Source organism: Rhodopseudomonas sp. AAP120 (assembly GCF_001295845.1).
GTDB lineage: Bacteria > Pseudomonadota > Alphaproteobacteria > Rhizobiales > Xanthobacteraceae > Rhodopseudomonas.
In genome coordinates this window covers 31,582-56,770 of record NZ_LJIC01000041.1, presented here as the reverse complement: position 1 = coordinate 56,770, position 25,189 = coordinate 31,582, and the positions used below count along the sequence as shown (strand labels likewise).

Below are 25,189 nucleotides of genomic sequence, written 5' to 3'. Positions count from 1 at the left end.
CCCGCCGGCGAGAAGCCGTCGCAGGTGATCGAGGTCGAGCACGCCTTCACGCGTCACTTCAACAACTTCGATCTGCGCTGGAGCAAACCGCCCGCCGCTCAGCACGGCTGCGTGCTCGACCGCCGAAACCAGAAGCCGCTCAACAGGTTGGGAACCAACCCGGAGTCCTGGCGTAAGCGCCAACGTGATCGCTTCGGTACCTCCTGACGTGAACACCACGTCCCGGGCCGCAGCCCCGACCGCGCCAGCCACCGCCGCCCGCGCCTGCTCCACCAGCCCCCGAGCCGCCCGGCCCTCCGCATGGATCGAGGACGGGTTACCGGCGAGTTCCAGCGCGGCCACCATGGCCGCGCGCGCTTCCGGCCGCAGCGGCGTCGTGGCATTCCAGTCGAGGTAAACTCGCTCCGTCGTCACGCGGCGCGCTTCCTTTGTTCCATTTCCCACACCGGGTGTCGCAATACCCGCATCCGAAATCCTGTTCGTGTTCAATATGCTTGCATTTCGCCCTGCGCCCTATGCTAGAACGCAACTCCCCGTTCATACGGCCATGTGTCAGACCCGCGCGACGGGTTTTGGCGGCCGTCGCAGTTCAGACCGGCGCGCACGACGCGCCAGGCCGAATGCCAAGATGTCTACCAAGGATCGCTGATGCCTGAAGTCATTTTCACCGGTCCGGCGGGCCGCCTCGAAGGCCGCTATCACCCCGCCAAGCAGAAGAATGCCCCGATCGCGATGGTGCTGCACCCGCACCCGCAGTTCCGCGGCAACATGAACCACCCGATCGTTTATCAGGTGTATTACGCCTTCGTGGCCCGTGGTTTCTCGGTGCTGCGCTTCAATTTCCGCGGCGTCGGCCGCAGCCAGGGCTCGTTCGACCACGGCACCGGCGAACTGTCCGACGCCGCCTCGGCGCTCGACTGGGCCCAGACCATCAACCCCGAAGCCCGGGCCTGCTGGGTCGCCGGCTTCTCGTTCGGCGCCTGGATCGGTATGCAGCTGCTGATGCGCCGCCCCGAGGTCGAAGGCTTCATCTCGATCGCGCCGGAACCGAACCGCTACGATTTCTCGTTCCTGGCGCCCTGCCCATCGTCGGGCCTGATCGTCCACGGCGAGAAGGACATCGTGGCGCCCGCCAAGGACGTCAACACCCTGGTCGAAAAGCTGAAGACCCAGAAGGGCATCGTCATCGACCAGCAGACTATCCCCGGCGCCAACCACTTCTTCGAAGACAAGATGGAGCCGCTGATGGAGACGGTGACGTCCTATCTCGACATGCGGCTCGCCAACGTCCGTTAGCCCTTCGCCTGCGTCATTGCGAGGAGCGCAGCGACGAAGCAATCCAGCGCCGTGCACGGCTTCCTGGATTGCTTCGCTTCGCTCGCAATGACGACCTAATTTACGGCCTTGCCACAAGCCCGCCGGTCATCGGGAACGCCACGCCGGTCGTGGCCGGATAGCTCAGCGGCAGGCCCTTGAGACCGCGGGCGGCAAGGAAGCCGAAGGCTTGTGCCTCCATGGCATCCGCCGACCAGCCGAGCGCATCCGCGCTCTCGACCTGCGCCGGCGCCAGCCGCTCCCGGAGCATCCGCATCATTGTCAGATTCCGCGCGCCGCCGCCGGTGATGACGACGCTCTGCGGCGGCTTGGGCAGCAGCGGCACGATTGCCGCGATCGCCCCGGCGGTGAACGCCGTCAGCGTCGCCGCGCCATCGGTGGCCGACCACTTGCCCTGCTCCAGCCCCGCGAAGTCATTGCGGTCCAGCGACTTCGGCGCCGGCTTGGCGAAGAACGGATGCTGCAGCGCCTGAGCCAGCCAGGCCGCGTCCACCTGCCCCTGCGCCGCCAGCCGTCCTTCGCAGTCGAACGCCTGCCCCATCGTCCGGAACACGAAATCGTCCAGCAGCGCATTGCCGGGCCCGGTGTCGCAGGCGATCAGCGTGTCGTGGCCGTCGATATAGGTGACGTTCGACACCCCGCCGATATTCACCACCAGCACCGGCCCGTCGCGCCCGAGCGACTGCGCCAGTGCCCGGTGATAGACCGGCACGAACGGCGCGCCCTGCCCCCCCGACGCCACGTCGGCCGCACGGAAATCGTACACCACGGGAATCCGGATCGCTTTGGCCAGCGCCTGCGCGTCGCCGATCTGGATCGTCAGCTTCGATGCAGGCCGGTGCAGCACGGTCTGGCCATGGAAGCCGACCAGATCGACCGCGTCCTTGGCGATCTTGTGCTGGGCGACGAAGGCCGCCACCGCCTCGGCATGGGCGATCGTCACCACGCGCTCGGCCTCGGCGAGGCTGCCCGGCCGCGCCTCGCGCCGCTCGAGCTGCGTCGCCTCCGCCAGCGCCTGCCGCAGAAGAGCGCGCTCGGCCTCGGTGTAAGGCCGATAGCTGGACGGTCCGAGCGCCGCGACCCGCCGTCCGTCGGTCTTGATCAAGGCGACATCGACCCCGTCCAGCGAGGTCCCGCTCATCAGTCCGATCGCCGTCAACATCATGGCCTTGCGCCTTTCCCAGCGCCGCGGAAGGTCCAACTTGTGTCAAACACCCAGTTCTTATAATGCCACACGGTAACCCGCCTGAAAGACCTTCCTGCACCACGTTCTCGGCGATCTGCGCCGAACGTGAAGGATCAGTGATCAGAGATCGATACAGATGGCCGCCTTTAAGTCAGATTTTATGAATGTGCTCCAACAACGGGGCTTCATTCATCAGATTTCCGACCCGGACTCGCTCGACGCGCTCGCCGCGAAGCGCGAGGTGGTGGCCTATGTGGGTTACGACTGCACCGCGGCATCGCTGCATGTCGGTCACCTGCTGTCGATCATGATGCTGCATTGGCTGCAGGCCACCGGCAACAAGCCGATCGCGCTGATGGGCGGCGGCACGACCCGCGTCGGCGACCCGTCGGGCCGCGACGAAACCCGAAAGATCCTGACCTACGAGCAGATCGACGCCAACAAGGACTCGATCAAGGGCACGTTCTCGAAGTTCATCAAGTTCGGCGACGGCCAGAGCGATGCGGTGATGGCCGACAACGCCGAGTGGCTGACCAAGCTGAACTACATCGAGATGCTGCGCGACGTCGGCCGCCACTTCTCGATCAACCGCATGCTGACGATGGACTCGGTGAAGCTGCGGCTCGAACGCGAGCAGGAGCTGTCGTTCATCGAATTCAACTACATGATCCTGCAGTCCTACGACTTCGTCGAGCTGGCGCGGCGCTACAAATGCAACCTGCAGATGGGCGGCTCCGATCAATGGGGCAACATCGTCAACGGCGTCGACCTCGGCCGCCGCATGGGCACGCATCAGCTCCACGCTTTGACCTGCCCGCTGCTGACGACGTCGTCCGGCGCTAAGATGGGCAAGACCGCCGCCGGCGCCGTCTGGCTGAATGGCGACATGCTGCCGCCTTATGATTACTGGCAGTACTGGCGCAACACCGAGGACGCCGACGTCGGACGTTTCCTCAAGCTGTTCACGCTGCTGCCGATGGACGAGATCGAGCGGCTGTCGAAGCTCCAGGGCGCCGAGATCAACGACGCCAAGAAGGTGCTGGCCACCGAGGCGACTGCGCTGATCCATGGCCGCGAGGCGGCAGAGAAAGCGGAAGCGACCGCGCGCACCACCTTCGAGCAAGGCGGCACCGCGCAGGACCTGCCGAGCGTCGAGATCGCCCGCGCGGACCTCGAGGCTGGCATCGGCGTGCTGGCGGCCTTCGCCGAGAAGGCCGGGCTGGTCGCCTCGAACGGCGAAGCGCGCCGGCAGATCAAGGCTGGCGGCCTCAGGGTCAACGACGTCGCGGTGACCGACGAGAAGATGGCGCTGACGGCCGCGAACCTCACCGCCGACGGCGTCATCAAGCTGTCGATGGGCAAGAAGAAGCACGTGCTGCTGAAGCCCGCATAGGCCCATTCGCTGCAGGCGCTGTTCTTTTCCCGCGGAAGCGCGCTCCATGGCGCAAACGCTTCCCGGGAAGGACCGCTCTTGGACCAATCGTCGCCCTCGCGCGCGTCGCAGCGCACCGGCCTCGCTGTGCTCGGCGTCTGCTTCGTGCTGTCGCTACTCGGCCGCGGGCTTGGCGAAAGCTTCACCGTCTTCCTGCTGCCGATCTCGCAATCGTTCGGCTGGGATCGCGCCGAGGTGGTGTCGATCTATTCGCTGACGGCGCTGTGCAGCGGCCTCGCCTCGCCGTTCGTCGGCCGGTTGTTCGACCGCTCAGGCCCCCGCCTCGTCTACATGCTCGGCCTGTTGCTGCTCGGCGGCGCATTTCTCGGCGCGGCAATCGCGCAGCAGCTCTGGCAGTTGCAGATCGCGGTTGGCTTGTGCGTCGGCCTCGGCATTGCGCTGACCGGCAACGTACCGAACTCGATCCTGCTCGGCCGCTGGTTCGGGGCCCGGCTGCCGACCGCGATGGCTGTCGTGTATTCGGCGACCGGCGCCGGCGTGCTGGTGATACTGCCGGTTGCACAATTGCTGATCGACCGCTCCGGCTGGCGCGGCGCGTACGAGATGCTTGGCGCTGCCATGCTGCTGCTCATCGTGCCGCTGCTGATGCTGCCGTGGCGCCGCTATGCGGCCGGGACCGCCGGCCTATCACCCGCCCCGACGCTGGAAGCGCCGGATGACAAGGGCTGGACGCTGCGCTTGGCGCTTCGCCATCACGCGTTCTGGGCGTTGTTCGCCACGTTCTTTTTCACGGCGATCGGCATGTACGCGATCTCCGCGCAGGTGGTCGCCTATCTGGTCGATGCCGGCTTCCCGCCGCTGCAGGCCGCGACCGCCTGGGGTTTTTCCGGCGTGGTGCTGGTGATCGGCATGCTGAGCGTGAGCTGGCTCGACGGCGTGATCGGGCGGCGGCCGTCGATCCTGTTCAGCTATGCGATCTCGATCACCGGCATCGGCCTGTTGTGGCTGCTGCAATGGTATCCGAACTACATCGTGCTCTCCGGCTTCGTGCTGTGTTTCGGCAGCATGATCGGCTCGCGCGGACCGCTGATCACCGCGACCGCCATGAAGGTGTTTCGCGGCAAGCAGGTCGGCTTGATCTACGGCACCATCTCGATCGGCAGCGGGCTCGGATCGGCATTTGGATCGTGGTGCGGCGGTCTGATCCACGACCTCAGCGCCAGCTACAATCCGGTGATCGCGTTTGCGCTTGTCGCGGTGCTGCTCGGCATGATCCCGTTTCTGGTGGTGCCGGCGCTGCGCGAACGCTAATCCGCAATTCTTGCGAGGCACTCGCAACTACCACGTTGCACTCTGCGGCATCAGGTCGCCGATCAGAAAAATGTGTTCCCGACTTTTGCGCTCGATCACATCGCGGCACCGGTGATGTTGCTCATGATGCTTCCGCGGGTTGCTCGCGCCGCACGATTTTGCGCGCCAAACAGATTCATTTCGGGAGACACCATGACCACGACCACCCTCGATTCCGCCGACAAAAGTCCTCGGGAGTATGGCGCCCTCGCCGTCACCATCCACTGGGCGATCTTCTTTGCGGTGATCGCGCTGTTCGCGTCGATGAATTATGCGCACGGACTCGACAAGGCCGACCCGCTGCGCCGCACGTTGTACGACTGGCACAAGGCGATCGGCACCATTGTGCTCGGCGTCGCCGTGCTACGGATCCTCTGGATCAAGATCCATGGCGCGCCGGAGCTGGTGCCTTCACCGCGCGTCACCGAGGTGCTCGCCCGGATCAGCCACGGCCTGCTGTATCTGTTGCTCATCGCCGTACCCGCCACCGGCCTCGGCATGTCGCTGTTCTCCGGCCGCGGCGTCGATCTGCTCGGCATCCCGCCGCTCGCCAAGAACGAGGCGCTGGCCGGCGCACTGCATGCGGCCCACGAGCCGCTGTTCCTGGCGACCGTCGCGGTTGTGCTGATCCACATCATCGGCGCGCTGTGGCACCAGTATTTCCGTCACGACGCCACGCTCGGCCGCATGGTGCCCTGGCTGCGAGCGAAGTAGCAATCCGCTCCGTCGTTGCGAGCGAAGCGAAGCAATCCGGCTCAGCACACGGGTCTGGATTGCTTCGTCGGCTTCGCCTCCTCGCAATGACGCGCTGAGGCGGCGACTGCTTTATCACCTGATATTTAGTTCGCCGGCGTCGGGAAATCGACGCCGTTGTTCTGCCGGCCGGTATTGAATTCGAAGATCTTGCGCAGCACGCCGGGCGCCATCGCCGAGATCGGGTTGACGCGCAGCACCGGCTGGCCGGGTGTGCCGACCACCTCGTAGGTCACGCCGATCAGGCCCTCATTGCTGCCGCCGCCAAGGAACAGGCCGACGATCGGGATCTGGCCGAACATGTTGTTCAGCCCGTACATCGGCACGAAGGTGCCGCTCATCCGCACCTGATTGGCCGGGTAGTCGATCGACCCCTCGATAGTCGCGCCGACCGTCGGCCCCTTCACCACGCCGTCGCGCACGGTGAGCTGGCCGTTCTGCCTGGTGAATTCAGCGCGCAGCCGCGAGAATGCCAGACCGCCGGAGGTGCCGCCCGGCGCACCGGCGGCGGCGCGTTCGAGTGCGGTTTCCCCCTTCACGGTGAAGTCGCGGACGTTGATCAGGCCTTCCTTCTCGCGCGGCTCCGCCGTGGGCGGCTCCAGCGCCAGCGCCAGCTGGCCGCCGTACATCTTCGAATAAGTGTCGGAGAACCGGAAGAACGCGCCGGCGTCGTTGGTCTCGAGATAGATCACCTCTCGCCCCTTGTTCTTGCCGCGCAGGTCCGCGGTGACGGGGGTGTCGCGGCCGAGCTTACCGCTGAAGGTGAAGGTCCGGAACGCACCGCTCCGGCGCACCATTTTGACGTCGACGCTGCGCAGAGCCTCGCCGGAATAGCCCGCGACCGCACCGAGCTTGAGATCGAGATCGAAATCGAGGCTCTTGGTCTTGCTCTTCGGCTCAGGCTGCGTGCCGGACAGCGCCGACTTGATGAAGCCGCGGCCGTCGAACACATCGCCACGCACCACCACTTTGAGCACGCCGTCCTGCCCGCGCTCCGCCTTCAGCGTCGCCTTGTCGCCTTCCGACGGCGAGTACACCGGGAAGTTCGCGTTGATGATGTCGCCGTCCTCGTCGATTTCGAGCGAGCCCTTGATCAGCGTGCCGCTGCCTTCGATCTGAATGTCCTCGAACCGGGTCGATTGCGGCTTCTTGACGACGTTGAAAGTCGCGCGGGCCGGCTTGCCCGACAGCTTCGTCCAGCCGGGGAGCACGTTGTCGAACTTCATCTGCGTGAGGTCGATGTCGAGGCCGAGCTTGGTGTCCTGCTCGTTGTCACCCATCTTGCCGGCGAGCTTGACCGGCATGGCGCCGCTGATGGCCGGACCGAAATCGAAGCCGAGCTTGGCGCGGCTGGCATCGTCCAAGGTGGACTGCAGCTTGACATCGGCGTCGCCGTCCGCCGGCTTACGATAGTCCAGCGTCGCCGGCTGGCCGTTGATCTTGACGTCGCCTTTGACCTGATACCCTTGGTTGGTGGCAAGCAGCTTCAGCGTATTCGCCTCCAGCTTCTGCCCCATCACCATCTTGTCGGCGGCGAAACCGTTGAGATCGGCGTTGACCGTGTAGGTCGTATCGGCCTTGGTGAGTTCGCGCTGGATCGGCATGCCGAGCATCACCTGGGCAGTGACCGATCCCTTGGTGCTACCGGGATCAATCGGCACGCTGGCGACGTCGCTGAGCCGCCCCGACGACAGCAGCTCGGCAATCGCCGGGACCGGGGCATCGAGCTTGAATTTGACCCGCGACGGCGACGGCTTGGGCGCCATGTCGGGGACCTCGAACAGGATGTCCGACACGGCCACGCGACGACCGCTCGGCGTATCCGCATTGGCCTGCGCGATGGCGACCGAGGCGGTCCGACCGGTGACGCGTACCCGCATATCGGCGTCTCGCACCGAAGGCAGACCGTCGACCGGATGAATCGTGGCGCCGGTGCCGATGATATTGACCAGCAGGCCCTCGTCCGGGATCGGCGGACCGCGCCGCGACAGGTTCTTCATCGGCGAGTTGACGGCGATGTCGATGCTCTGCACCGTCCCCTTTTCAATGCGTTCGTTCACCCATTCGCGCACTTCCGGCACGATCAGGATCGGCCACATCCGCTTCAGTGCCGACACCGACATCGGTGTGCCGGCGAGACCCAGCTTGAGCCGCGGTTCGCCCGAATAGTCCACGCCACCGGAGCCGGCGATACTGATTTCGCCGTTGCTGAAGTCGGCCTGCGTCAGCAGGATCCGGCGGCTGTCGGTATCGAACCGGACCCGCACCGCAATGCGGTTGAAGATCAGGGGTGCCTCCCCCTCGGCGCCGGGCAGGACGATGGTGCCGCCGGAAAGGCCGAGCCGCCAATCCGTTGCGTTGCCGTTCGGCGGTTCGAGCGAGGCCAGCAGCGTGATCCGGTTGGCACCCGCGATGATCTTGAACGGCGCCATCAGCACCCGGCGGTTGGCGTCCCATTCGAAATTGAACTCGGCCTGATCGATCGCCATCGGGTAGTCGGGCGTATCGTAGTCGGTCACGGTGCCGGCGCCGGCCATGAGCTTGCCGCGCAAATAGGTCGGCAGACCATCGCGACCGAGCTCGCCGCGCAAGTCACCGGTGAGTGGAAAATCAGCCCCATAGGTCAGGTTCTTCAGACGCAGCGCCAGCAGGATATTGCGGGTCGGCACCTGGTTGGCGTGCAGTTCCACCGAGCGGACACCATCCTGCGGCGGCCCGACCTGGACCCGCAGCGACCACGCCTTCTTGCCCTCCTCGCCAAGGCTGAGGGCGACGCCGCCGCGGCTCGGCCGGCGCAGGCTCAGGCTGATGTTTTCGAAATTCCACCGGTTGCCGCGCTGCTGATCGTCGACGACGAGGTTGCCGTTCTTGAGACCGATCTCGTCGAGGTTCTGCCCGTCGAGCCCGGTGAGGCTCAGGCTGTCGAGCCAGTCGAGTCCGGCAAGCAGGCTCTTCATGGCGTCGTTGCTGTCGGGGGGAGCCGCTTTGTCCGATGGCATGGCCTGCGGCGAACCGCCGGGCGGCGCGGCCGGTGGCTGGATGGGCAGCGTAAACTCCGGCGCACGACGCGCGGTGGCGACACCGGTGGCGATCGGACGCGCGGTGTCGCCGGTCGACACCGTCACCTGGCCGTCCGGCGTGATCCGGATCGCCAACTCGGCATCGACCAGCCGAAGGCTCTCGGCGCGCAGCCGGCCCATCAGCAGTGCCCAGCCCGACAGTCGGACTTCGGCCTTTGGTGCCGTGGCGACGATGACGTGGTCGCGGTCGCGCACCACGATGTCGCGGATCCGAACCGCTACCCGAATCCTGCCGGCGCGCTCGATCTGAGTGCCCCCGACCTCGACGGTGTTGCCGTGGCCGATGTTCTCCTCGATGGCATCGGCGAGCCAGGGCGTGGCCAGATCGAGATTGATCGGTCCGGCGCCGAGCCGCAGCCACAATCCACCAAACCCAGCCGCCAGCACGAAGCAAACCACGAGCAGCGCGACCAGCGTCCGCTTGATCCAGGGCGCGCCGGCGAGCCGATGTCCCCAGCGGCGCATCGAGTCGTCGACGCGATGCAATCCGAGATTGGGCCGCGACAGCAGCTTGCGGGCGCGGTTGCGGCACGCCTCCTCGTGTTCGTGATCCCAGCCGCCCTCGTGCCAGCGATGGCCGTCATCATCGTCACGGGGAGAATGCGGCCCGGAAGCGTCGGGCGATGGGTAGCTGGCCATAGCCTCTCGATGCACGCGCTCGGTCGCAGCCTGATCGCCGAGGGAGGTTTGCGCGCCGACGCGCAGGATACGCTCCTGTGGCGGCATCTCTGCCTATCCTCGGTTGAACTATTGACTCGCCGCCGGGCCGGAAGGCCTACGCAACAATCGTGTGGCCGGGACGACGAATCCCTGCAACCATATCCTGAGGCTGACGGATTTGCCCAGCAGTGGCAGCGCCGCAGCAAACTCCGCGACGCTTGTTTGACCTGTTGAAAGCGACGAAAGGAAGGCGTATGTCCAAGCAAACGCGCAAGAATCCCTCAAAGTCCGCGCCCCCCGGCCGGGCCACGGCCAAACCGGCGGCACCCCGGAAAAGCTCAGCAACAGCTCCTCAGGCAGCCGTCCCAGCGGCCAAGCCCAAGGCCAGGACGGCCACTTCGGCCAAGCCGGCAGTCGCCGGCAAGGCCAAACCGGCGAAGGCTGCAGTCTCCGGCGGGCTCGCCGAGGGGAGCAAGGCGCCAGCCTTCACCCTGCCCCGCGACGGTGGCGAAACCGTCACCCTGGCAAGCTTTTCAGGCCGGAAGCTGGTGATCTTCTTCTACCCGCGCGCGAACACGCCGGGCTGCACCAAGGAAGCCATCGATTTCACCCGCCTGAAGTCCGCCTTCGCGGATTGCGACACTGACGTGGTCGGCGTTTCGGCCGACTCGGTGAAGGCGCAGGATTCCTTCCGCGACAAGCACAGTCTGGCGACGCCGCTGCTCTCGGACCCGGCCCACGAGATGCTCGCGGCCTATGGCGCCTGGGGCGAGAAATCGTTGTACGGCCGCAAGTTCGAGGGGATCATTCGCACCACGGTTCTGATCGGGCGCGACGGCAAGGTCGCCCGCGTCTGGCGTAATGTGAAGGTCGACGGTCATGCCGACCAGGTCCTCGCTGCCGCACAATTGTTGTGACTCCCTTTTCCGAAAATTAACCATGAGGGGGTCAAATCTGCCCGCGCGTTGAGCCGACGACCTGTTCTGTCGGCGCGGGAGTATCGATGTCCTACCGTCCCGGTCACCAGCCCGACCACCCACAGCACCACGCTCCACATCAAGGTCGCCCGCAGCCGCCGCACCGTGCGCCGCGCCCGCACCCTCCTCACCCCAAGCTGGCTCAGCCGCCGAGGCCAGCGGCGGCCGCAGCCGTCGAAGGCAGCAGCTACACCATCGCCCATGCGGGCAGGCAGGTCCGGATCGGGCCCGTGGTGTTCTGGATCGTGGTCGGGACCATCGTGGCGCTGGGCGTCTGGTCGGCCGCAACCGCGACTTACTTCGCGTTCCGCGACGACGTGCTGACCAGGCTGATCGCCCGCCAGGCCGAGATGCAATACGCCTATGAGGATCGCATCGCCGAGCTGCGCGCCAAGGTCGACCGCACCACCAGCCGGCAATTGCTCGATCAGGAGCAGTTCGACCAGAAGCTCGACCAGATCATGCGCCGCCAGAGCATGCTGGAATCCCGAGCGAACGCTTTGAGCACCCTGCCCGACGTCGCGGTTACTGGCAGCATCAAGGGCGGGCGTTCGCCGTCGGCCGATCAAGCTCCGGCCGGACCACTGAAACCCTCGCCAATCAACGACACCGTGATCTTCGTCGCCCCGCCCGATCGCGAGGCGCGATTGGAGTCGCGAACCCCGGCCACGGCGCCGGCGCTGCCGACGACGCAATATGCCAAGGCGCAAGGCGTCGGCACCGCGCTGTCCAAGCTCGACCAGTCGCTCGACCAGATCGAGCGGCGGCAGATCGCGATGCTCGGCTCAGTCGAAGAGTCGTTTGAATCCCGTGCGCGGCGGATGCGCGGCGTGCTCACCGACCTCGGCCTCAATGCCCGCGGGCTAGAAGCGTCGGCGCCGCGCGGCGGCATCGGCGGCCCGTTCGTGCCGGTCAAGGCGCCCTCGTCCACCGCCAGCGCCTTCGATCGCCAGCTCTACCGGATCAATCTCGGCCGCGCTCAGCTCGATCGTCTCAACCGTGCGCTGTCGCTGGTGCCGTATCGCAAGCCGGTGCTGGGCCAGGTCGAGTTCTCGTCCGGCTTCGGCGTTCGTACCGACCCGTTCCTCGGTCGGCCGGCCATGCACACCGGGCTCGACTTCCGCGCCTCGACCGGCGATCCGGTCCGCGCCACTGCGGTCGGCAAGGTCGTCAACGCCGGCTGGCAGGGCGGCTACGGCCAGATGGTCGAGATCGACCACGGCAACGGCCTGTCGACCCGCTACGGCCACCTGTCGAAGATCATCGCCAAGGTCGGCCAGAGCATTCAGATCGGCCAAATCATCGGCGAAGTCGGCTCAACCGGCCGCTCCACCGGCCCGCATTTGCACTACGAAACCCGCATCGATGGTGAGGCGGTCGATCCGCAGAAGTTTCTGCGCGCGGGCGTGAGGCTGGCGGGGGCGGGTTAGGATCGCTCGCTCCGCCAGCGCCGCGGTTCGAGCCACGCCAAGACGCGGCCGTCGATGATCAGCAGCGCGCTCGCGATCACACCTGCACCGATTAGCTCCCAAGCACCGATGGCTTCGCGAAGCACGACGGTGCCGAGCAAAATTGCCGTGAGCGGAATCAGCAGCGTTACCAGCATGACGTTGGTCGATCCGGACCGCGCGACGATGCGGAAGAACAGCACGTAACCGAGCGCGGTCGACAGCGTGCCGAGTGCGACCACAGCCACGATAACCGGCCAGCTCGGAGCCAGCAGGCGCCAGGGCTGATCGACGCTCGCCGCGATCACACCGGTGATGATCGCGGCTGCAACCATTTGCGAGGTCGCGGTGGTCAGCGGCGTAAATCCCACCAGTTGCCTGCGCGCGAGCAGCGCCGACAAGCCGTATGACAGCGCCGCGAGCAAGCACAGCCCGACGCCGATCCCGGTCTGGGCTTCGCGCAGATCCACGCCGCGCAGAATCGCGACTCCAAAGATGCCGACCGAAACGCCGATGACACGCCGCGCCGTCAGTCGCTCCTCCCCGGCTGCTGCCATCACCACGACGGTGAACAACGGTGTCGTCGCGTTGAGCACCGATGCCAGGCCGGTCGAGATGAAGGTCTGGCCGACGACAAGACAGGAGAACGGCACGACGAAGTTCAGACAGGCCATCCCGACGAACGGCCACCAGCCGACGATGCGACGTGGCATCGGAATTCCGCGCAACAAGACAGCGGGTAGCAGCACGGCTGCGGCGATCGCGGCCCGACAGAATACGATGGTGAAAGGCGGCAGCTCTTTCAGCGCGACGCCGACGCAGAAGAATGATCCACCCCACAAGATCGACAATGCGATCAGCAGAACCCAATCCCGCGGATGAAGAGGATGATTGCCTGACGCCATGATCGCACCTCGCGACGTCAGTCAGCATTCAGCGCGTGCGCGCCGCCACCCGAATTCCGACATGCGCGGGGCTTTGCCGATCACGAGCGGCGCTGCCTGTTAGTCGCGCGGATGCGGCGTCGAAATCACTTCGACGATCCTGCCCTCATCGTCGTCCGGCGCCGCATCGGTCGCGCGCTCGTAACTTGTCACTGCGGCACGCGAGAGCGGCAATTCCAATCGCAGCGTCTCGGCGAGTGCGGCCGCGTAGCGTGCGTCCTTGTGGCGGAGCGCGGCCGTGAAGGTCGGGTTGCTGAAGTCGCGGGCGATCATGCGCGGCGCGTGGCGCAGCACCTGCGGACTTGCGACGACGCTGCTCTCCAGCGCCTCGCGTACCAACGCCATGTCGAGGCCGGCCTGCTCGGCGATCGCGATGCCTTCGGCGATGCCGGCGATCTGGATCGCGCCCATCAGATTGTTGATGAGCTTGTAGACCGTGCCGGCGCCGACCGGGCCGAAGTGGCGGATCGTGTGGCCCAACGGCGCGAGAAACGGCCTCGCCTTGTCGAGATCGCCCGCTTCGGCGCCGACCAGCAGCGTCAATTCTCCAGCCGCTGCGGCTTGTGGCAAACCTGTGACCGGGCAATCGATGTAAATGAGACCACGTGCGCGCAGCGCTTTCGCGAGATCGAGCGCGTGCTGATGCGATACCGTCGAGCACTCGATCGGCAGGGCACCCGCGGTTACCGTCGTGGCCGCACCATCGGCTCCCAGCCAAACGGACTGCGACGCATTGTCATCGGAGACCATGGTGAAGATCGCCTGCGCCTCGCGCGCGGCCTCGGCCGGGGTCGCCGCGTGGCGCGCACCGCGGGCGATTAGTTCTTCGGCCGGAGCGGGATTGCGATTCCACACCGCAACGTCGAAGCCCGCGTCGAGCAGGCGGCCGGCCATGCCGCGGCCCATCTTGCCGAGGCCGAGGAAAGCGACCTTCGCGCGGGCGCCCTCGCCCACGCTTAGTCCACGTCCTCGACCGCTCCCGGCCCGGTCCCGAACGCACGTTGCGCCAGCGTCGCGGCCATGAACTCGTCGAGGTCGCCGTCGAGCACGCCGGCGGTGTCGGAGGTCTGCACGCCGGTGCGCAGGTCTTTGACCATCTGATACGGCTGCAGCACGTAGGAGCGGATCTGGTGACCCCAACCGATCTCGGTCTTGGCGGCCTGATCGGCAGCAGCTTGCTCTTCGCGCTTCTTCAACTCGATCTCGTACAAGCGCGCGCGCAGCATGTCCCATGCCTGGGCGCGGTTCTTGTGCTGCGAGCGTCCGGCCTGACAGACCACCGCGACGCCGGTCGGAATATGCGTCAGGCGCACCGCCGACTCGGTCTTGTTGACGTGCTGACCGCCGGCGCCGCCCGACCGCATGGTGTCGGTGCGCACGTCCGATTCCTTGATGTCGATCTTGATGCTGTCGTCGATCACCGGGAAGATCTGCACCGACGAGAACGACGTATGCCGGCGAGCGTTGGAGTCGAACGGCGAGATCCGAACCAGACGGTGCACCCCTGCCTCGGTCTTCAGCCAGCCATAGGCGTTGTGGCCGGAGATCTGAATCGTCGCCGACTTGATCCCCGCCTCTTCGCCTTCCGACTCTTCGAGATACTCGATCTTGAAGCCGTGCTTCTCCGCCCAGCGCGTGTACATGCGCAGCAGCATCGAGGCCCAGTCCTGGCTCTCGGTGCCGCCGGCGCCGGCGTGGACTTCGAGATAGGTGTCGAACTTGTCGGCTTCGCCGGACAGCAGCGCTTCCAGCTCGCGGCGCGCCACTTCCTTCTTCAGCGCTTTGAGCGCGTCCTCGGCCTCTTTGACGATGCTGTCATCGCCTTCGGCCTCGCCGAGTTCAATCATCTCGACGTTGTCGGCGAGCTCCTGCTCGACCTTGCCGATGCCGGTGAGCGAATCCTCAAGTGAGGTGCGCTCCTGCATCAGCCTCTGGGCCTTCTGCGGGTCGTTCCAGAGGTCGGGATCTTCGGCGAGCTTGTTCAGCTCCGCGAGGCGGACGGTCGACTGATCGACGTCAAAGATGCCTCCTCAGCAGCCCGACTGACTGCTTGATCTCTTCGACGAGGCGTTCGATTTCTGCGCGCATGAAAACTCTGATGGCGACAATGCGGCCTTCGTGGCCGCCAGGATGATGCAGGCGATTTAGCGGGCGCAGCGGCAAAGCGCAATCGCCGCGATCGACCGCGCGGCGATTGATCGCCGATTTAGTACAGCCCGCCTGTGCCGGGCCGGAAGAAGCCGCGGTCGTCCGGGGGTGGTGCCGGCTGCTGCTGGCGGCCGTCGGCGTCGGCGACGCCGATCACCGAGTAATTGTCGGGCGGCGCGGTGCCGGGCTTGAACGCCTCGAGGATGGTGCGGCCGCCGTCGCCCGGGCCGGCGCGCATGCCGGACTTGGCGTCGACGCGGATCAGCTTGATGCCGGCCGGGACGCGGAACGGCACCGCCGGCTTGTCGGCGAGCGCGAGCTTGAAGAAGTCCTTGGCGACCGGCGCCGCGAGATGGCCGCCGGTAGCGCCGCGGCCGAGATTGCGCGGCTTGTCGTAGCCGAAGTAGATGCCGACCACGAGGTCCGGCGAGAAGCCGATGAACCAGGCGTCCTTCTCGTCGTTGGTCGTGCCGGTCTTGCCGGCGATCGGCTTGCCGACTTCGCGCAGCACGGTGGCGGTGCCGGCCTGGACGACGCCTTCCATCATCGACGTGATCTGATAGGCGGTCATCGGATCGAGCACCTGCTCGCGGCGGTCCACCAGTTGCGGCTCGGGCTGGTTCTTCCAGCCCTCGGGGGCGTCGCAGCCACGGCATTCGCGGGCGTCGTGCTTGAAGATGGTGTGGCCGTAACGATCCTGGATACGGTCGATCAGCGTCGCCTTCACCCGCCGCCCGCCGTTGGCGAACATCGAATAAGCGGTCACCATCCGCATCACGGTGGTCTCGCCGGCGCCGAGCGCATAGGACAGATAGTTCGGCAGTTCGTCATAGACGCCGAACCGCTTGGCGTATTCACCGATCAGCGGCATGCCGATGTCCTGCGCCAGCCGCACCGTCACGGTGTTGAGCGAGCGCTGCAGCGCGTTACGCAGCGTCGTCGGGCCGTAGTACTTGCCGGTCGAATAGTTCTCCGGCCGCCAGACGCCGACGCCCTGGCCCTGATCGATTTCGATCGGCGCGTCGATCACCACGGTGGACGGCGTGTAGCCGTTGTCCATCGCGGCCGAATACACCAGCGGCTTGAACGACGAGCCCGGCTGCCGATACGCCTGGGTGGCGCGGTTGAACTGGCTCTGGTCGAACGAGAAGCCGCCGACCATCGCCAGCACGCGGCCGGTGGACGGGTCCATCGCCACCATCGCGCCGGAGACTTCCGGGATCTGCCGCAGCCGGTACTGGCCGTCGACGATCTTGCCTTCCTTGTCGAGCAAGGGATCCGCATAGATCACGTCACCGGGCGACAACACCTGCGACACCGTGCTCGGGGTCCGCCCGCGTTGCGGGCCGGCGGCAGCCTTGGCCCAGCGCACGCCGTCGAGCGTGATCAGTCCGGTCTCGCGCTGCTTGGACACGGCGCCGCCGAGTTCACGTCCCGGCTGGAAGCCGATCCGGGCCGACTGGTCGGACGTTTCGAGCACCACCGCCATCCGCCAGGGCGAGATGTCCGACAGCGACTTGACCTCCGCGAGCTTCACGCCCCAGTCGCCGCTGATATCGAGCTTGGTGTGCGAGCCGCGCCAGCCCTGCGCCTCGTCGAATTTGACCAGCCCGGCGGTCATGGTCCTGCGAGCCTCGACCTGCAGCTTGGGATCGAGCGTGGCACGCACCGACAGACCGCCCTCGTACAGCTTCTTCTCGCCGTAACGCTCGAGCACGTCGCGGCGGACTTCCTCGGCGAAATATTCGCCCGCAAAGGTATGAGCGCCGGTGCCGCGGGTGGCGACGGTCAGCGGCTCCTTGCGGGCCTTGTCGGCGTCGGCCTGCTTGATCCAGCCATTCTCCAGCAGCCGGTCGATCACGTAGTTGCGACGCTCGACGGCGCGATCGTGATTCTTCACCGGGTGCAGAGAAGACGGAGCTTTGGGGAGCGCAGCCAGATACGATGCTTCGGCGACCGTCAGCTCGTTGACCGACTTGTCGAAATACACCAGCGACGCGGCGGCGATGCCGTAGGCGCCGAGGCCGAGATAGATCTCGTTGAGATACAGTTCGAGGATGCGGTCCTTGGAATAGGCCCGCTCGATGCGCATCGCCAGCAGCGCTTCCTTGATCTTACGGGTGAACGACACCTCATTGGTCAGCAGGAAGTTCTTGGCGACCTGCTGGGTGATGGTCGAGGCGCCCTGCGGCCGGCGGTTGGAGCCGATATTCTGCGCGTACAACACCGCGGCCCGGGCCATGCCCGAATAATCGATGCCGCCGTGCTCGTAGAAATTCTTGTCCTCGGCCGCCAGGAAGGCATTGATCACCAGCTTCGGCACCGCCTGGATCGGCAGGTACAACCGGCGCTCCTTGGAGTACTCGCCGACCAGCGAACCGTCCGCGGCGTGGACGCGCGTCATCACCGGCGGCTCGTAATCCTGCAGCTGAGAGTAGTCCGGCAAGTCCTTGGAAAAATGCCAGATCAGCCCGGCTGCGGCGGCGACGCCGACCAGAAACACGATCGTCCCGGCCGCGAATAGAAAGCCGAAGAACCGCAGCAGCAAGCGCATCGATGGAGTTCCGTATCACGAGGACCGCGCGACGCGGCGAAATGTCCCTTGAACGAGATTGGCGCGGTCCGCAACCCTGCGATCACGCTCACCGGGACCGGCCTCGATTCAGGCCGAAATCACGAACAGCACTGCTCGTCTTATAGAACTTACGCTGTGGCCAAACTAGGGCTCTGCCCGGCGGCGCTCAGTCCGGCTTGGCCGAAACCACCCGCTTGGCGAAAAACGAATCGATCGCCTGGGCAACTGCGCCGACGGTCTTGGTCCGCCACTGCTCCGAGACGAGCTGCTGCAGGTCGCCCTTGTTGGAGACGTACCCCAATTCGAGCAGCACCGAAGGCACGTCCGGTGCCTTCAGCACCCGGAAGCCGGCGGACTTCAGCGGATTTTTGTGCAGCCGGGTGGTCCCCTTCATCTCCCGCATCAGCGTGCGGGCGAAGCGGTTGGAGAACGTCTTGGTCTCCCGCTGCGCCAGATCGATCAGGATATCGGCGACCTCGGTCGGCTCTTCGGTCAGATTGACGCCGCCGATCGCGTCGGCCTTGTTTTCGGCATCGGCCAGCCGCTGCGCTTCGGCGTCGGAGGCCTTGTCGGACAGCGTGTAGATGGTGGCGCCCTGGGCGTCACCCTCGCTGCGCGGCAGCGCATCGGCGTGGATCGACACGAACAGCGCCGCGCCTCGGGCACGGGCGATCTTCACCCGATCGTTGAGCGGGATGAAGGTGTCGTCGGCGCGCGTCAGCACCACCCGATATTTGCCGGCCTTCTCCATCTGGTCGCGCAGCGCCAGGGCGAAATCCAGCACCAGGGTCTTTTCGGCGATGCCGCTGGCGGACTGCGTGCCGTTGTCGATCCCGCCATGACCCGGATCGAGCACCACCACCGGCCGCAGGTCGTCCTTCGTCGCCTCCGGCTTGGCGGTTTCGACGCCTCCCGTCACCGAGGCCGTCCCGTCGGCCGCACCGACCGACGGGCGCAATTCGGGGCCCTTTTCGGCGCCGAGCTGCGCTTCAAAAGCGGTTCGATCGACCGAATCGAGCTCGATCACCATCCTGGCCGGCTGGCCGTTGGCGGCGTCCAGCATGTCGGCCTTGGCGATCCTGGCGGGTCCGGCCAGCTCGAGCACGATTCGCGAGCCGCCCGGCATCACCAGGCCATAGCGAAACGCCTTGATCAGGCCGCGCCCCGAAGTGCCGACCGCCGCGGGCAGCCGGAAATTGATCTGCGGCAGATCGATCACGACCCGGTAGGGATCGGCGAGCGTGAACGCCCGCAGCGGCACCTTGGCGTCGAGGTCGACAATGAAGCGGGTCTGCGTGTCGTCGCCGGCGAGGCGGGCGTCGGAGGCGATCGGGAAGCTGTTATTGGGGATGGCGGCCGGCGCCGGCTGGTCGGGCGCGGCGGTGGCAGCGGCTGCCGGCAGGCACACCAATGCTGCAGCGCACGCCAGGAGGGCGCGGAACAAAACAAAATGATTTGCGCGCCCCTGCAAGGATTCGAGCCCCTCTCCGCTGGTCTTCTACCGCAATAGAACTGCGTGGTTAATCGGCTGTTAAGCGGCGCGATCCGATTAAACCGCAGTGTGACCGGCCGGCGACGCTCTCCTTGCAAGCGAGAGCCAATCCACGTATGTATCTAGTGCTGACGGTCTAATCCTTCCGGTTGTGTCGCGTTCAGCCACTTGGTGCAGCGCCCGATCCCTCGAACCTCAACAAGCGGGATTTTGCGTTTTTCCGGCCCCTCCTCGTCAGCGCAGTGCGCGGCCAGGCAGGAACGTCGGTGAGGCCCGAGCGGCGTCCGGTCCCCGGGCTTCTTCGTACCAGGGACGGTTCAGACTCTTCATGACCGATCCGTCCGGCCTCAAGGCCGGATGATCCATGCCGGTGAGCGCTTCGGCGCGAGGCCGGTCCTTCAGCAAGAAGACACGGCGGATGCTTTGCCGCCACTCGTTCAGACGGGCCGACGCTTGATGCGCCAAATTGCGATGCCGAACCGGACCCACGCAAAGGCCGCGCCGCCGCGAAGCAACCGCTTCGCCACGCGCAATGCCTCGGGTCTCACGGCACGGCGCGGTGAGTTGCGTTTCGGCCTTCCCCTCACCCCCGAATCAGGTGGACCGTCGCGCTATCCGGCCGCGCCCCTTGCGCTGGCCGTCTCGCGCGCTTTCCGCCGCCATGAGTTGAAAAATGCCGAACAAGATGCTGATCGACGCCACCCACCCGGAAGAGACCCGGGTGGTCGTGGTCCGCGGCAACCGCGTCGAAGAGTTTGATTTCGAGACCGCCCAGCGCAAACAACTGCGCGGCAACATCTACCTCGCCAAAGTCACCCGGGTCGAACCCTCGCTGCAGGCCGCCTTTATCGAATACGGCGGCAACCGCCACGGCTTCCTCGCTTTCAGCGAAATCCATCCGGACTATTACCAGATCCCGGTCGCCGATCGGCAGGCCCTGATCGAGGCCGACGAACGCGCCCACCGCGAAGCCGAGGAAGAGAGCGAGCAGCGCTCCAGCCGCCGGCGCTCGCGGCATCGCAGCCACCGCCGCCGCGGCAACGGCGAGCGCGTGCAGAGCGAGATCATCGAGGCCGCCGCCGAGCAGCCGCACGAGTTCGTTGCCGAACACGGCGATGGCCACCCGGACGCCGGGCACGATCACCACGACCACGCGGGCCACGACCATAGCGAGCATGATCACGGCGATCACGCGGACCATGATCACCGGGACCATGAACCGCTGATGCACGAACTGGCGGAGCACGAGGCCGGCCCGGCTTCCGCTGTCGACACCGCAGGTCACGAAGCTCAGAACCCCGAGCAGGCGGCGGCCGCCCATCAGGATGCCGGCGACACCCACGCCGAGTCTGAAGCCACGCCGTCGATCGTGGCCACCTCAGAGGTACCCGCCGCGCATGACGCAGCCGCTCCGACCTCCCAGGCGGCTGAAGGCGCCGACAACGATTCGTCGGACGATCACGAACAGCACGCCGCGCACGGCGAGTTTTCCGAGGACCATGCCGGCTACGCCGACGACGCGCCGTTCCCGATCGCCGAGACCGCTGAGGCGGCGCACGACGATGATCACGAGCATGGCGAAGACGACCACGACCACGACCACGAAACCGGCGACGAACTGGTCGAAGGCGAAGTCGAGGCCGACGACGACGAGGACGACGACGCCGAGGAAGACATCGTCGAGTCCGTCGGCGGCGACGACGTGCTCGAGGAAGTGCCGGAGCGCGCTTTCCGTCCGCGCCGCCAGTACAAGATCCAGGAAGTCATCAAGCGCCGGCAGGTGATGCTGGTGCAGGTCGTCAAGGAAGAGCGCGGCAACAAGGGCGCGGCGCTGACCACCTATCTGTCGCTCGCCGGCCGCTACGCCGTGCTGATGCCCAACACCGCGCGCGGCGGCGGCATCAGCCGCAAGATCACCTCGGCGCAGGACCGCTCGCGCCTCAAGGAAGTGGTGCAGGATCTCGACGTGCCGGAAGGCATGGGCATCATCCTGCGCACCGCGGGCGCGACCCGCACCAAGCCGGAGATCAAGCGCGATTTCGAATATCTGATCCGGATGTGGGAGACGGTTCGCGACGTCACCCTGAGGTCGCAGGCGCCGACGCTGGTCTATGAAGAAGGCTCGCTGATCAAGCGCTCGCTGCGCGATCTCTACAACAAGGAGATCGATGAAATTCAGGTGGCCGGCGAAGCCGGCTATCAGGAAGCCCGCGACTTCATGCAGATGCTGATGCCGTCGAACGTCCGCGCGGTGAAGCTGTATCGCGACGGCCAGCCGCTGTTCTCGCGGATGGGTGTCGAGAGCCAGCTCGACGCGATGTTCTCGCCGACGGTGCAGCTCCGCTCCGGCGGCTACATCGTCATCAACCAGACCGAGGCGCTGGTTTCGATCGACGTCAACTCGGGCCGCTCGACCCGCGAGCACCACATCGAGGACACCGCGCTCAAGACCAACATGGAGGCTGCCGAGGAAGTCGCCCGGCAACTCCGGCTGCGCGACCTCGCCGGCCTGATCGTCATCGACTTCATCGACATGGACGAGAAGCGCAACAACCGTGCGGTCGAGCGCAAGCTCAGCGACTGCCTGCGGCAGGATCGCGCCCGCATCCAGGTCGGTCGCATCTCGCATTTCGGCCTCCTGGAAATGTCGCGCCAGCGCATCCGCGCCAGCGTGCTGGAGAGTTCGACCGAGCCCTGCCCGCATTGCGGCGGCTCGGGTCACGTCCGATCGGTCTCCTCGGTGGCGCTGCAGCTGCTGCGCGGACTCGAAGAGATCCTGATGAAGGGCGCGACCCACAATCTGATCGTCCGCACCCGCAACGACGTCGCGCTCTACGTGCTCAACCAGAAGCGCGGCCATCTCCGCGATCTCGAGACCAGCTTCAAGGTGTCGCTGTCGGTGATCGCCGACCGCACGGTGACCGGCCAGCAGTCGTTCGTGATCGATCGCGGCGAGCAGGTGCACACGCTGGAAGCCGCCAAGGCGCTGCTGGCGGCGCAGGTCGCGGCCGTGGTGCCGCAGCCCGAAGAGATTTATGCGGACGACGAAGGCTACGACTTCGAAGCCGAGATCGAGACCGACGAGACCATCGGCCTTGCCGATGAACAGGCCGGCGAAGCGGGTGAAGGCGAAGGCGGCGAGCGCAAGCGCAAGCGCCGCCGGCGGCGCCGGTCGCGCAGTGGCGAAGGCCGCGAAGCCAGCGCACCGCTCGAGGACGGCGAGGCTCCGTTCGCTGCCGAGGCCGGCGAAGCCGCCGCTGAGGACGAGGGCGAAGACTCCGACGAAGCCGCCGAGGCGGATGGCGAAGCCCGGGCCGACCAGGCCAATGGCGAACGCCGCCCGCGTCGCCGCGGTCGCCGCGGTGGTCGCCGCCGGCGTGGCGGTCAGGAAGGCGGCGATGACGCCGCACTCGGCGCGACCGACGAATTCGGCGCCGGTGAGCCGTCCGACGAGACTGCTGCCGACGCGGAGGGCGCCAACGAGGCGGTCGCCGCGGAAAGCTCCGACGAACCCTGGCTCGGCAAGCGCCATGAGCCGGATGCCGAGGACACGCCCCCCGCTCCGCTGGCTCCAGCGGCCCTCGCGGCGGAAGTCGAGAACGCCGAGAAGGCTGCGCCCGAGCCCGCGCCGGTGGCGAGCGAACCAGCTCCGGCCGCCGCCGAGGAAACGCCGGCCGAGCGTACCGCACGGCGCCGTTCGACGGTGCGCGAGAAGGTGAATTTCGGCAGCAGCTCCGAGCCGAAGCCGGAGGTCTCCACGCCGCTGGCGATCGAACCCGCGTCGCTCGAGAGCCCGCCTGCCGAGGCGGCTCCGGTCGAGGCCGCGCCTGCTCCGGCCCCCGAACCGCAAGCCGCCGCGGAGCCCGCGCCGGAAGCCCCGCGCCGCGCCGGCTGGTGGTCCCGCCGCTTCGGCGGCGGCAACTAAGCCGCGGTCACAATCAATCTGCAAAATGCCCGCGCTGGTCGCGGGCATTTTTCATGAGCCCATAGCCGCCAAGCCCGTGCCCCGGACGCTGCGCAGCGCGCCGCTCTGGCGGCGTGGTGCGCAGCAGATCCGGGGCCCCGCTTCTGCTACGCGTGGAGCAACCGAGGTCCCGGATCGGCGGCACCGCGCTACGCGCGGCACCTTGTCCGGGACACGGTGAACGTGAGTGCGAGAATTGATGCAGCCGGTGACTTGCACGGCTCGAAGCCTCGACGGCTCGCCGCTTCGCCGCCCCGACATCCACATAGCCCATCGCGCTACCGCCCGCGCCCCGGACGCTGCGCAGCGCGCCGCCTTGGCGGCGTGGTGCGCTGCAGATCCGGGGCCCCGCTTCTGCTACGCGTGGAGCAACCGGGGTCCCGGATCGGCGGCGCCGCGCTACGCGCGGCACCTTGTCCGGGACACGGTGAAGGTCTTGCGGGGGATGGAAGCAGCAAAGCCGCCCGGCTGCGTCAGCCGGGCGGCTTTGGTAGTTCGGTCGATCGCTGATCAGCCGGTCGTGACGGCGGTCTCGACGTCGGACGGATCGACGGTGCGGTTGAGGTTGGCGTGCAGGCGGTCGTGGTCGAGTTCGCCTTCCCACCACGACACGAACACGGTGGCGACGCCGTTGCCGGTGATGTTGGTGAGCGCGCGGACTTCGCTCATGAACTTGTCGATCGAAAACACGATCGCCATGCCCGGCAGCAGCGCCGGATTGACCGCGGCGAGCGTGCCGGCCAGCGTCACGAAGCCGGCGCCGGTGACACCGCTGGCGCCTTTGCTGGTCAGCATCGCGACCAGCAGGATCGCGACCTGATGGCTGAAGGTCAGCTCGATACCCAGCGCCTGCGCGATGAACAGCGTCGCCAGCGTCATGTAGATGTTGGTGCCGTCGAGGTTGAACGAATAGCCGGTCGGCACCACGAGGCCGACCACCGACTTCGAACAGCCAAGCCGCTCCAGCTTTTCCATCAGCTGCGGCAGCGCGCTTTCCGACGACGAGGTGCCGAGCACGATCAAGAGCTCGTCCTTGATGTAGGCGATGAACTTGAAGATGTTGAAGCCGACGAACTTGGCGATCAGCCCGAGCACCACAAACACGAACAGCGCCGCGGTCGCATAGAACAGCAGCACCAGCCCGATCAGGTTGCTGAGCGCCGCCGGGCCGTATTTGCCGATGGTGAACGCCATCGCGCCGAACGCGCCGATCGGCGCCGCTTTCATGACGATGGCGATGACGCCGAACACCGCGTGCGCGGCGTCGTCGATCACGTCGCGCAGCCGGTGGCCGCGCTCGCCGAGCGCCATCAGCGCGAAGCCGAACAGCACCGCGAACAGCAGAACCTGCAGAATGTCGCCCTGCGCGAAGGCGCCGACCACGCTGTCCGGGATGATGTGCAGGACGAAGTCGACCGCTTTCAGATGGCTGGCCTGATCGACGTATTTCGCCACCGCGGCGGCGTCCGGCTTGGCGGCGAGACCGTGGCCGACCTGGAAGATGTTGCCGACGATCAGGCCGAGCAGCAGCGCGAAGGACGACACCACCTCGAAATACACCAGCGCCTTGACGCCGACGCGGCCGACCTTGCGGGCGTCCTGGATGTGGGCGATGCCCGACACCACGGTGCAGAAGATGATCGGCGCGATCACCATCTTGATCAGCTTGACGAAGCCGTCGCCGAGCGCCTTGATCCATTCGTTGGTCGCGAGCTGCGGTGACAGCCACCCCAGCAGCACGCCGAGCACGATCGCGATCAGCACCTGCACGTAGAGGACTTTGTACCAGGGCTTGCGCGGCTGGGCTTTCGGGCTCGGCACGCTGTGCGCCCCGAGGTCGGTCATCGTCGACATGGCGTCACTCCACTGACCTTGATGTGCCTG

The 25,189-nt window shown here is 66.4% G+C and carries 16 protein-coding genes; 7 read left to right on the top strand and 9 right to left on the bottom strand.

Annotation, left to right across the window (positions count from 1 at the left end):
* Positions 1-414, bottom strand: a 414-nt coding sequence (locus IP86_RS27995; protein WP_156332434.1) for an aminotransferase class V-fold PLP-dependent enzyme, incomplete at its 3' end; no start/stop codon positions are given.
* 234 nt (positions 415-648) lie between these two features.
* On the opposite strand from IP86_RS27995, the gene IP86_RS07475 reads away from it, so the two are divergent.
* Complete coding sequence (locus IP86_RS07475; RefSeq protein WP_054161885.1) at positions 649-1,296, top strand: alpha/beta hydrolase; 648 nt, start codon at positions 649-651, stop codon at positions 1,294-1,296.
* A gap of 100 nt (positions 1,297-1,396) precedes the next feature.
* Here the strand turns inward: IP86_RS07475 and IP86_RS07470 are convergent, their stop codons facing one another.
* Positions 1,397-2,500 (bottom strand): anhydro-N-acetylmuramic acid kinase, encoded by a 1,104-nt coding sequence (locus IP86_RS07470; RefSeq protein ID WP_054161884.1) that lies wholly within the window; start codon positions 2,498-2,500, stop codon positions 1,397-1,399.
* Positions 2,501-2,657: 157 nt separating this feature from the next.
* Between IP86_RS07470 and tyrS the strand changes: the two genes are divergently transcribed.
* The 3 genes from tyrS to IP86_RS07455 all read left to right on the top strand — a co-directional run bounded on the left by tyrS (position 2,658) and on the right by IP86_RS07455 (position 5,978).
* The gene (gene tyrS / locus IP86_RS07465; protein ID WP_054161883.1) at positions 2,658-3,914 is read left to right on the top strand and encodes a tyrosine--tRNA ligase; all 1,257 of its coding nucleotides are present in this window, start codon (positions 2,658-2,660) and stop codon (positions 3,912-3,914) included.
* Positions 3,915-3,992: 78 nt separating this feature from the next.
* A complete protein-coding gene (locus tag IP86_RS07460) occupies positions 3,993-5,225 on the top strand; it encodes an MFS transporter (RefSeq protein WP_054161882.1) in 1,233 nt (410 codons plus the stop codon).
* Positions 5,226-5,417: 192 nt separating this feature from the next.
* Positions 5,418-5,978 carry a cytochrome b gene (locus tag IP86_RS07455; protein ID WP_054161881.1) on the top strand — a complete coding sequence of 187 codons (561 nt, stop codon included), beginning with the start codon at positions 5,418-5,420 and terminating at the stop codon, positions 5,976-5,978.
* Between the two features lie 125 nt (positions 5,979-6,103).
* On the opposite strand, the gene IP86_RS07450 is transcribed toward IP86_RS07455, so the two are convergent.
* Complete coding sequence (locus IP86_RS07450) at positions 6,104-9,823, bottom strand: YhdP family protein (protein ID WP_054161880.1); 3,720 nt, start codon at positions 9,821-9,823, stop codon at positions 6,104-6,106.
* A gap of 188 nt (positions 9,824-10,011) precedes the next feature.
* On the opposite strand from IP86_RS07450, the gene IP86_RS27990 reads away from it, so the two are divergent.
* Together IP86_RS27990 and IP86_RS07440 are read left to right on the top strand one after the other, a co-directional pair.
* A complete protein-coding gene (locus tag IP86_RS27990; protein WP_082363879.1) occupies positions 10,012-10,674 on the top strand; it encodes a peroxiredoxin in 663 nt (220 codons plus the stop codon).
* 86 nt (positions 10,675-10,760) lie between these two features.
* The gene (locus IP86_RS07440; protein ID WP_054161879.1) at positions 10,761-12,164 is read left to right on the top strand and encodes a M23 family metallopeptidase; all 1,404 of its coding nucleotides are present in this window, start codon (positions 10,761-10,763) and stop codon (positions 12,162-12,164) included.
* Here IP86_RS07440 and IP86_RS07435 read toward each other — a convergent pair.
* From IP86_RS07435 to IP86_RS07415, 5 genes are all read right to left on the bottom strand, one after another.
* Positions 12,161-13,087, bottom strand: coding sequence for a DMT family transporter (locus IP86_RS07435; RefSeq protein ID WP_054161878.1), 927 nt, complete (start codon positions 13,085-13,087; stop codon positions 12,161-12,163). The genes IP86_RS07440 and IP86_RS07435 overlap by 4 nt on opposite strands.
* A 99-nt stretch (positions 13,088-13,186) precedes the next feature.
* Complete coding sequence (locus IP86_RS07430; protein WP_283804772.1) at positions 13,187-14,080, bottom strand: NAD(P)-dependent oxidoreductase; 894 nt, start codon at positions 14,078-14,080, stop codon at positions 13,187-13,189.
* Between the two features lie 2 nt (positions 14,081-14,082).
* Positions 14,083-15,214, bottom strand: a protein-coding gene (gene prfB, locus IP86_RS07425; RefSeq protein WP_156332433.1) for a peptide chain release factor 2 whose coding sequence is annotated in 2 segments (ribosomal slippage) — positions 14,083-15,144 and positions 15,146-15,214 — 1,131 coding nt in all. Because the reading frame shifts where the segments join, the coding sequence is not laid out codon by codon here.
* A 118-nt stretch (positions 15,215-15,332) separates the two neighbouring features.
* Positions 15,333-17,828, bottom strand: coding sequence for a penicillin-binding protein 1A (locus IP86_RS07420; protein ID WP_054161876.1), 2,496 nt, complete (start codon positions 17,826-17,828; stop codon positions 15,333-15,335).
* A gap of 187 nt (positions 17,829-18,015) precedes the next feature.
* Positions 18,016-19,320: an N-acetylmuramoyl-L-alanine amidase gene (locus IP86_RS07415; protein ID WP_054161875.1), complete on the bottom strand. Its 1,305-nt coding sequence runs from the start codon at positions 19,318-19,320 to the stop codon at positions 18,016-18,018.
* A gap of 694 nt (positions 19,321-20,014) precedes the next feature.
* On the opposite strand from IP86_RS07415, the gene IP86_RS07410 reads away from it, so the two are divergent.
* A complete protein-coding gene (locus tag IP86_RS07410) occupies positions 20,015-23,266 on the top strand; it encodes an Rne/Rng family ribonuclease (RefSeq protein ID WP_054161874.1) in 3,252 nt (1,083 codons plus the stop codon).
* A gap of 549 nt (positions 23,267-23,815) precedes the next feature.
* Here IP86_RS07410 and IP86_RS07405 read toward each other — a convergent pair.
* Entirely contained in the window at positions 23,816-25,159 is a 1,344-nt protein-coding gene (locus IP86_RS07405; protein WP_054161873.1) for a dicarboxylate/amino acid:cation symporter, read from the bottom strand.
* Between the last annotated feature and the right edge of the window lie 30 nt (positions 25,160-25,189).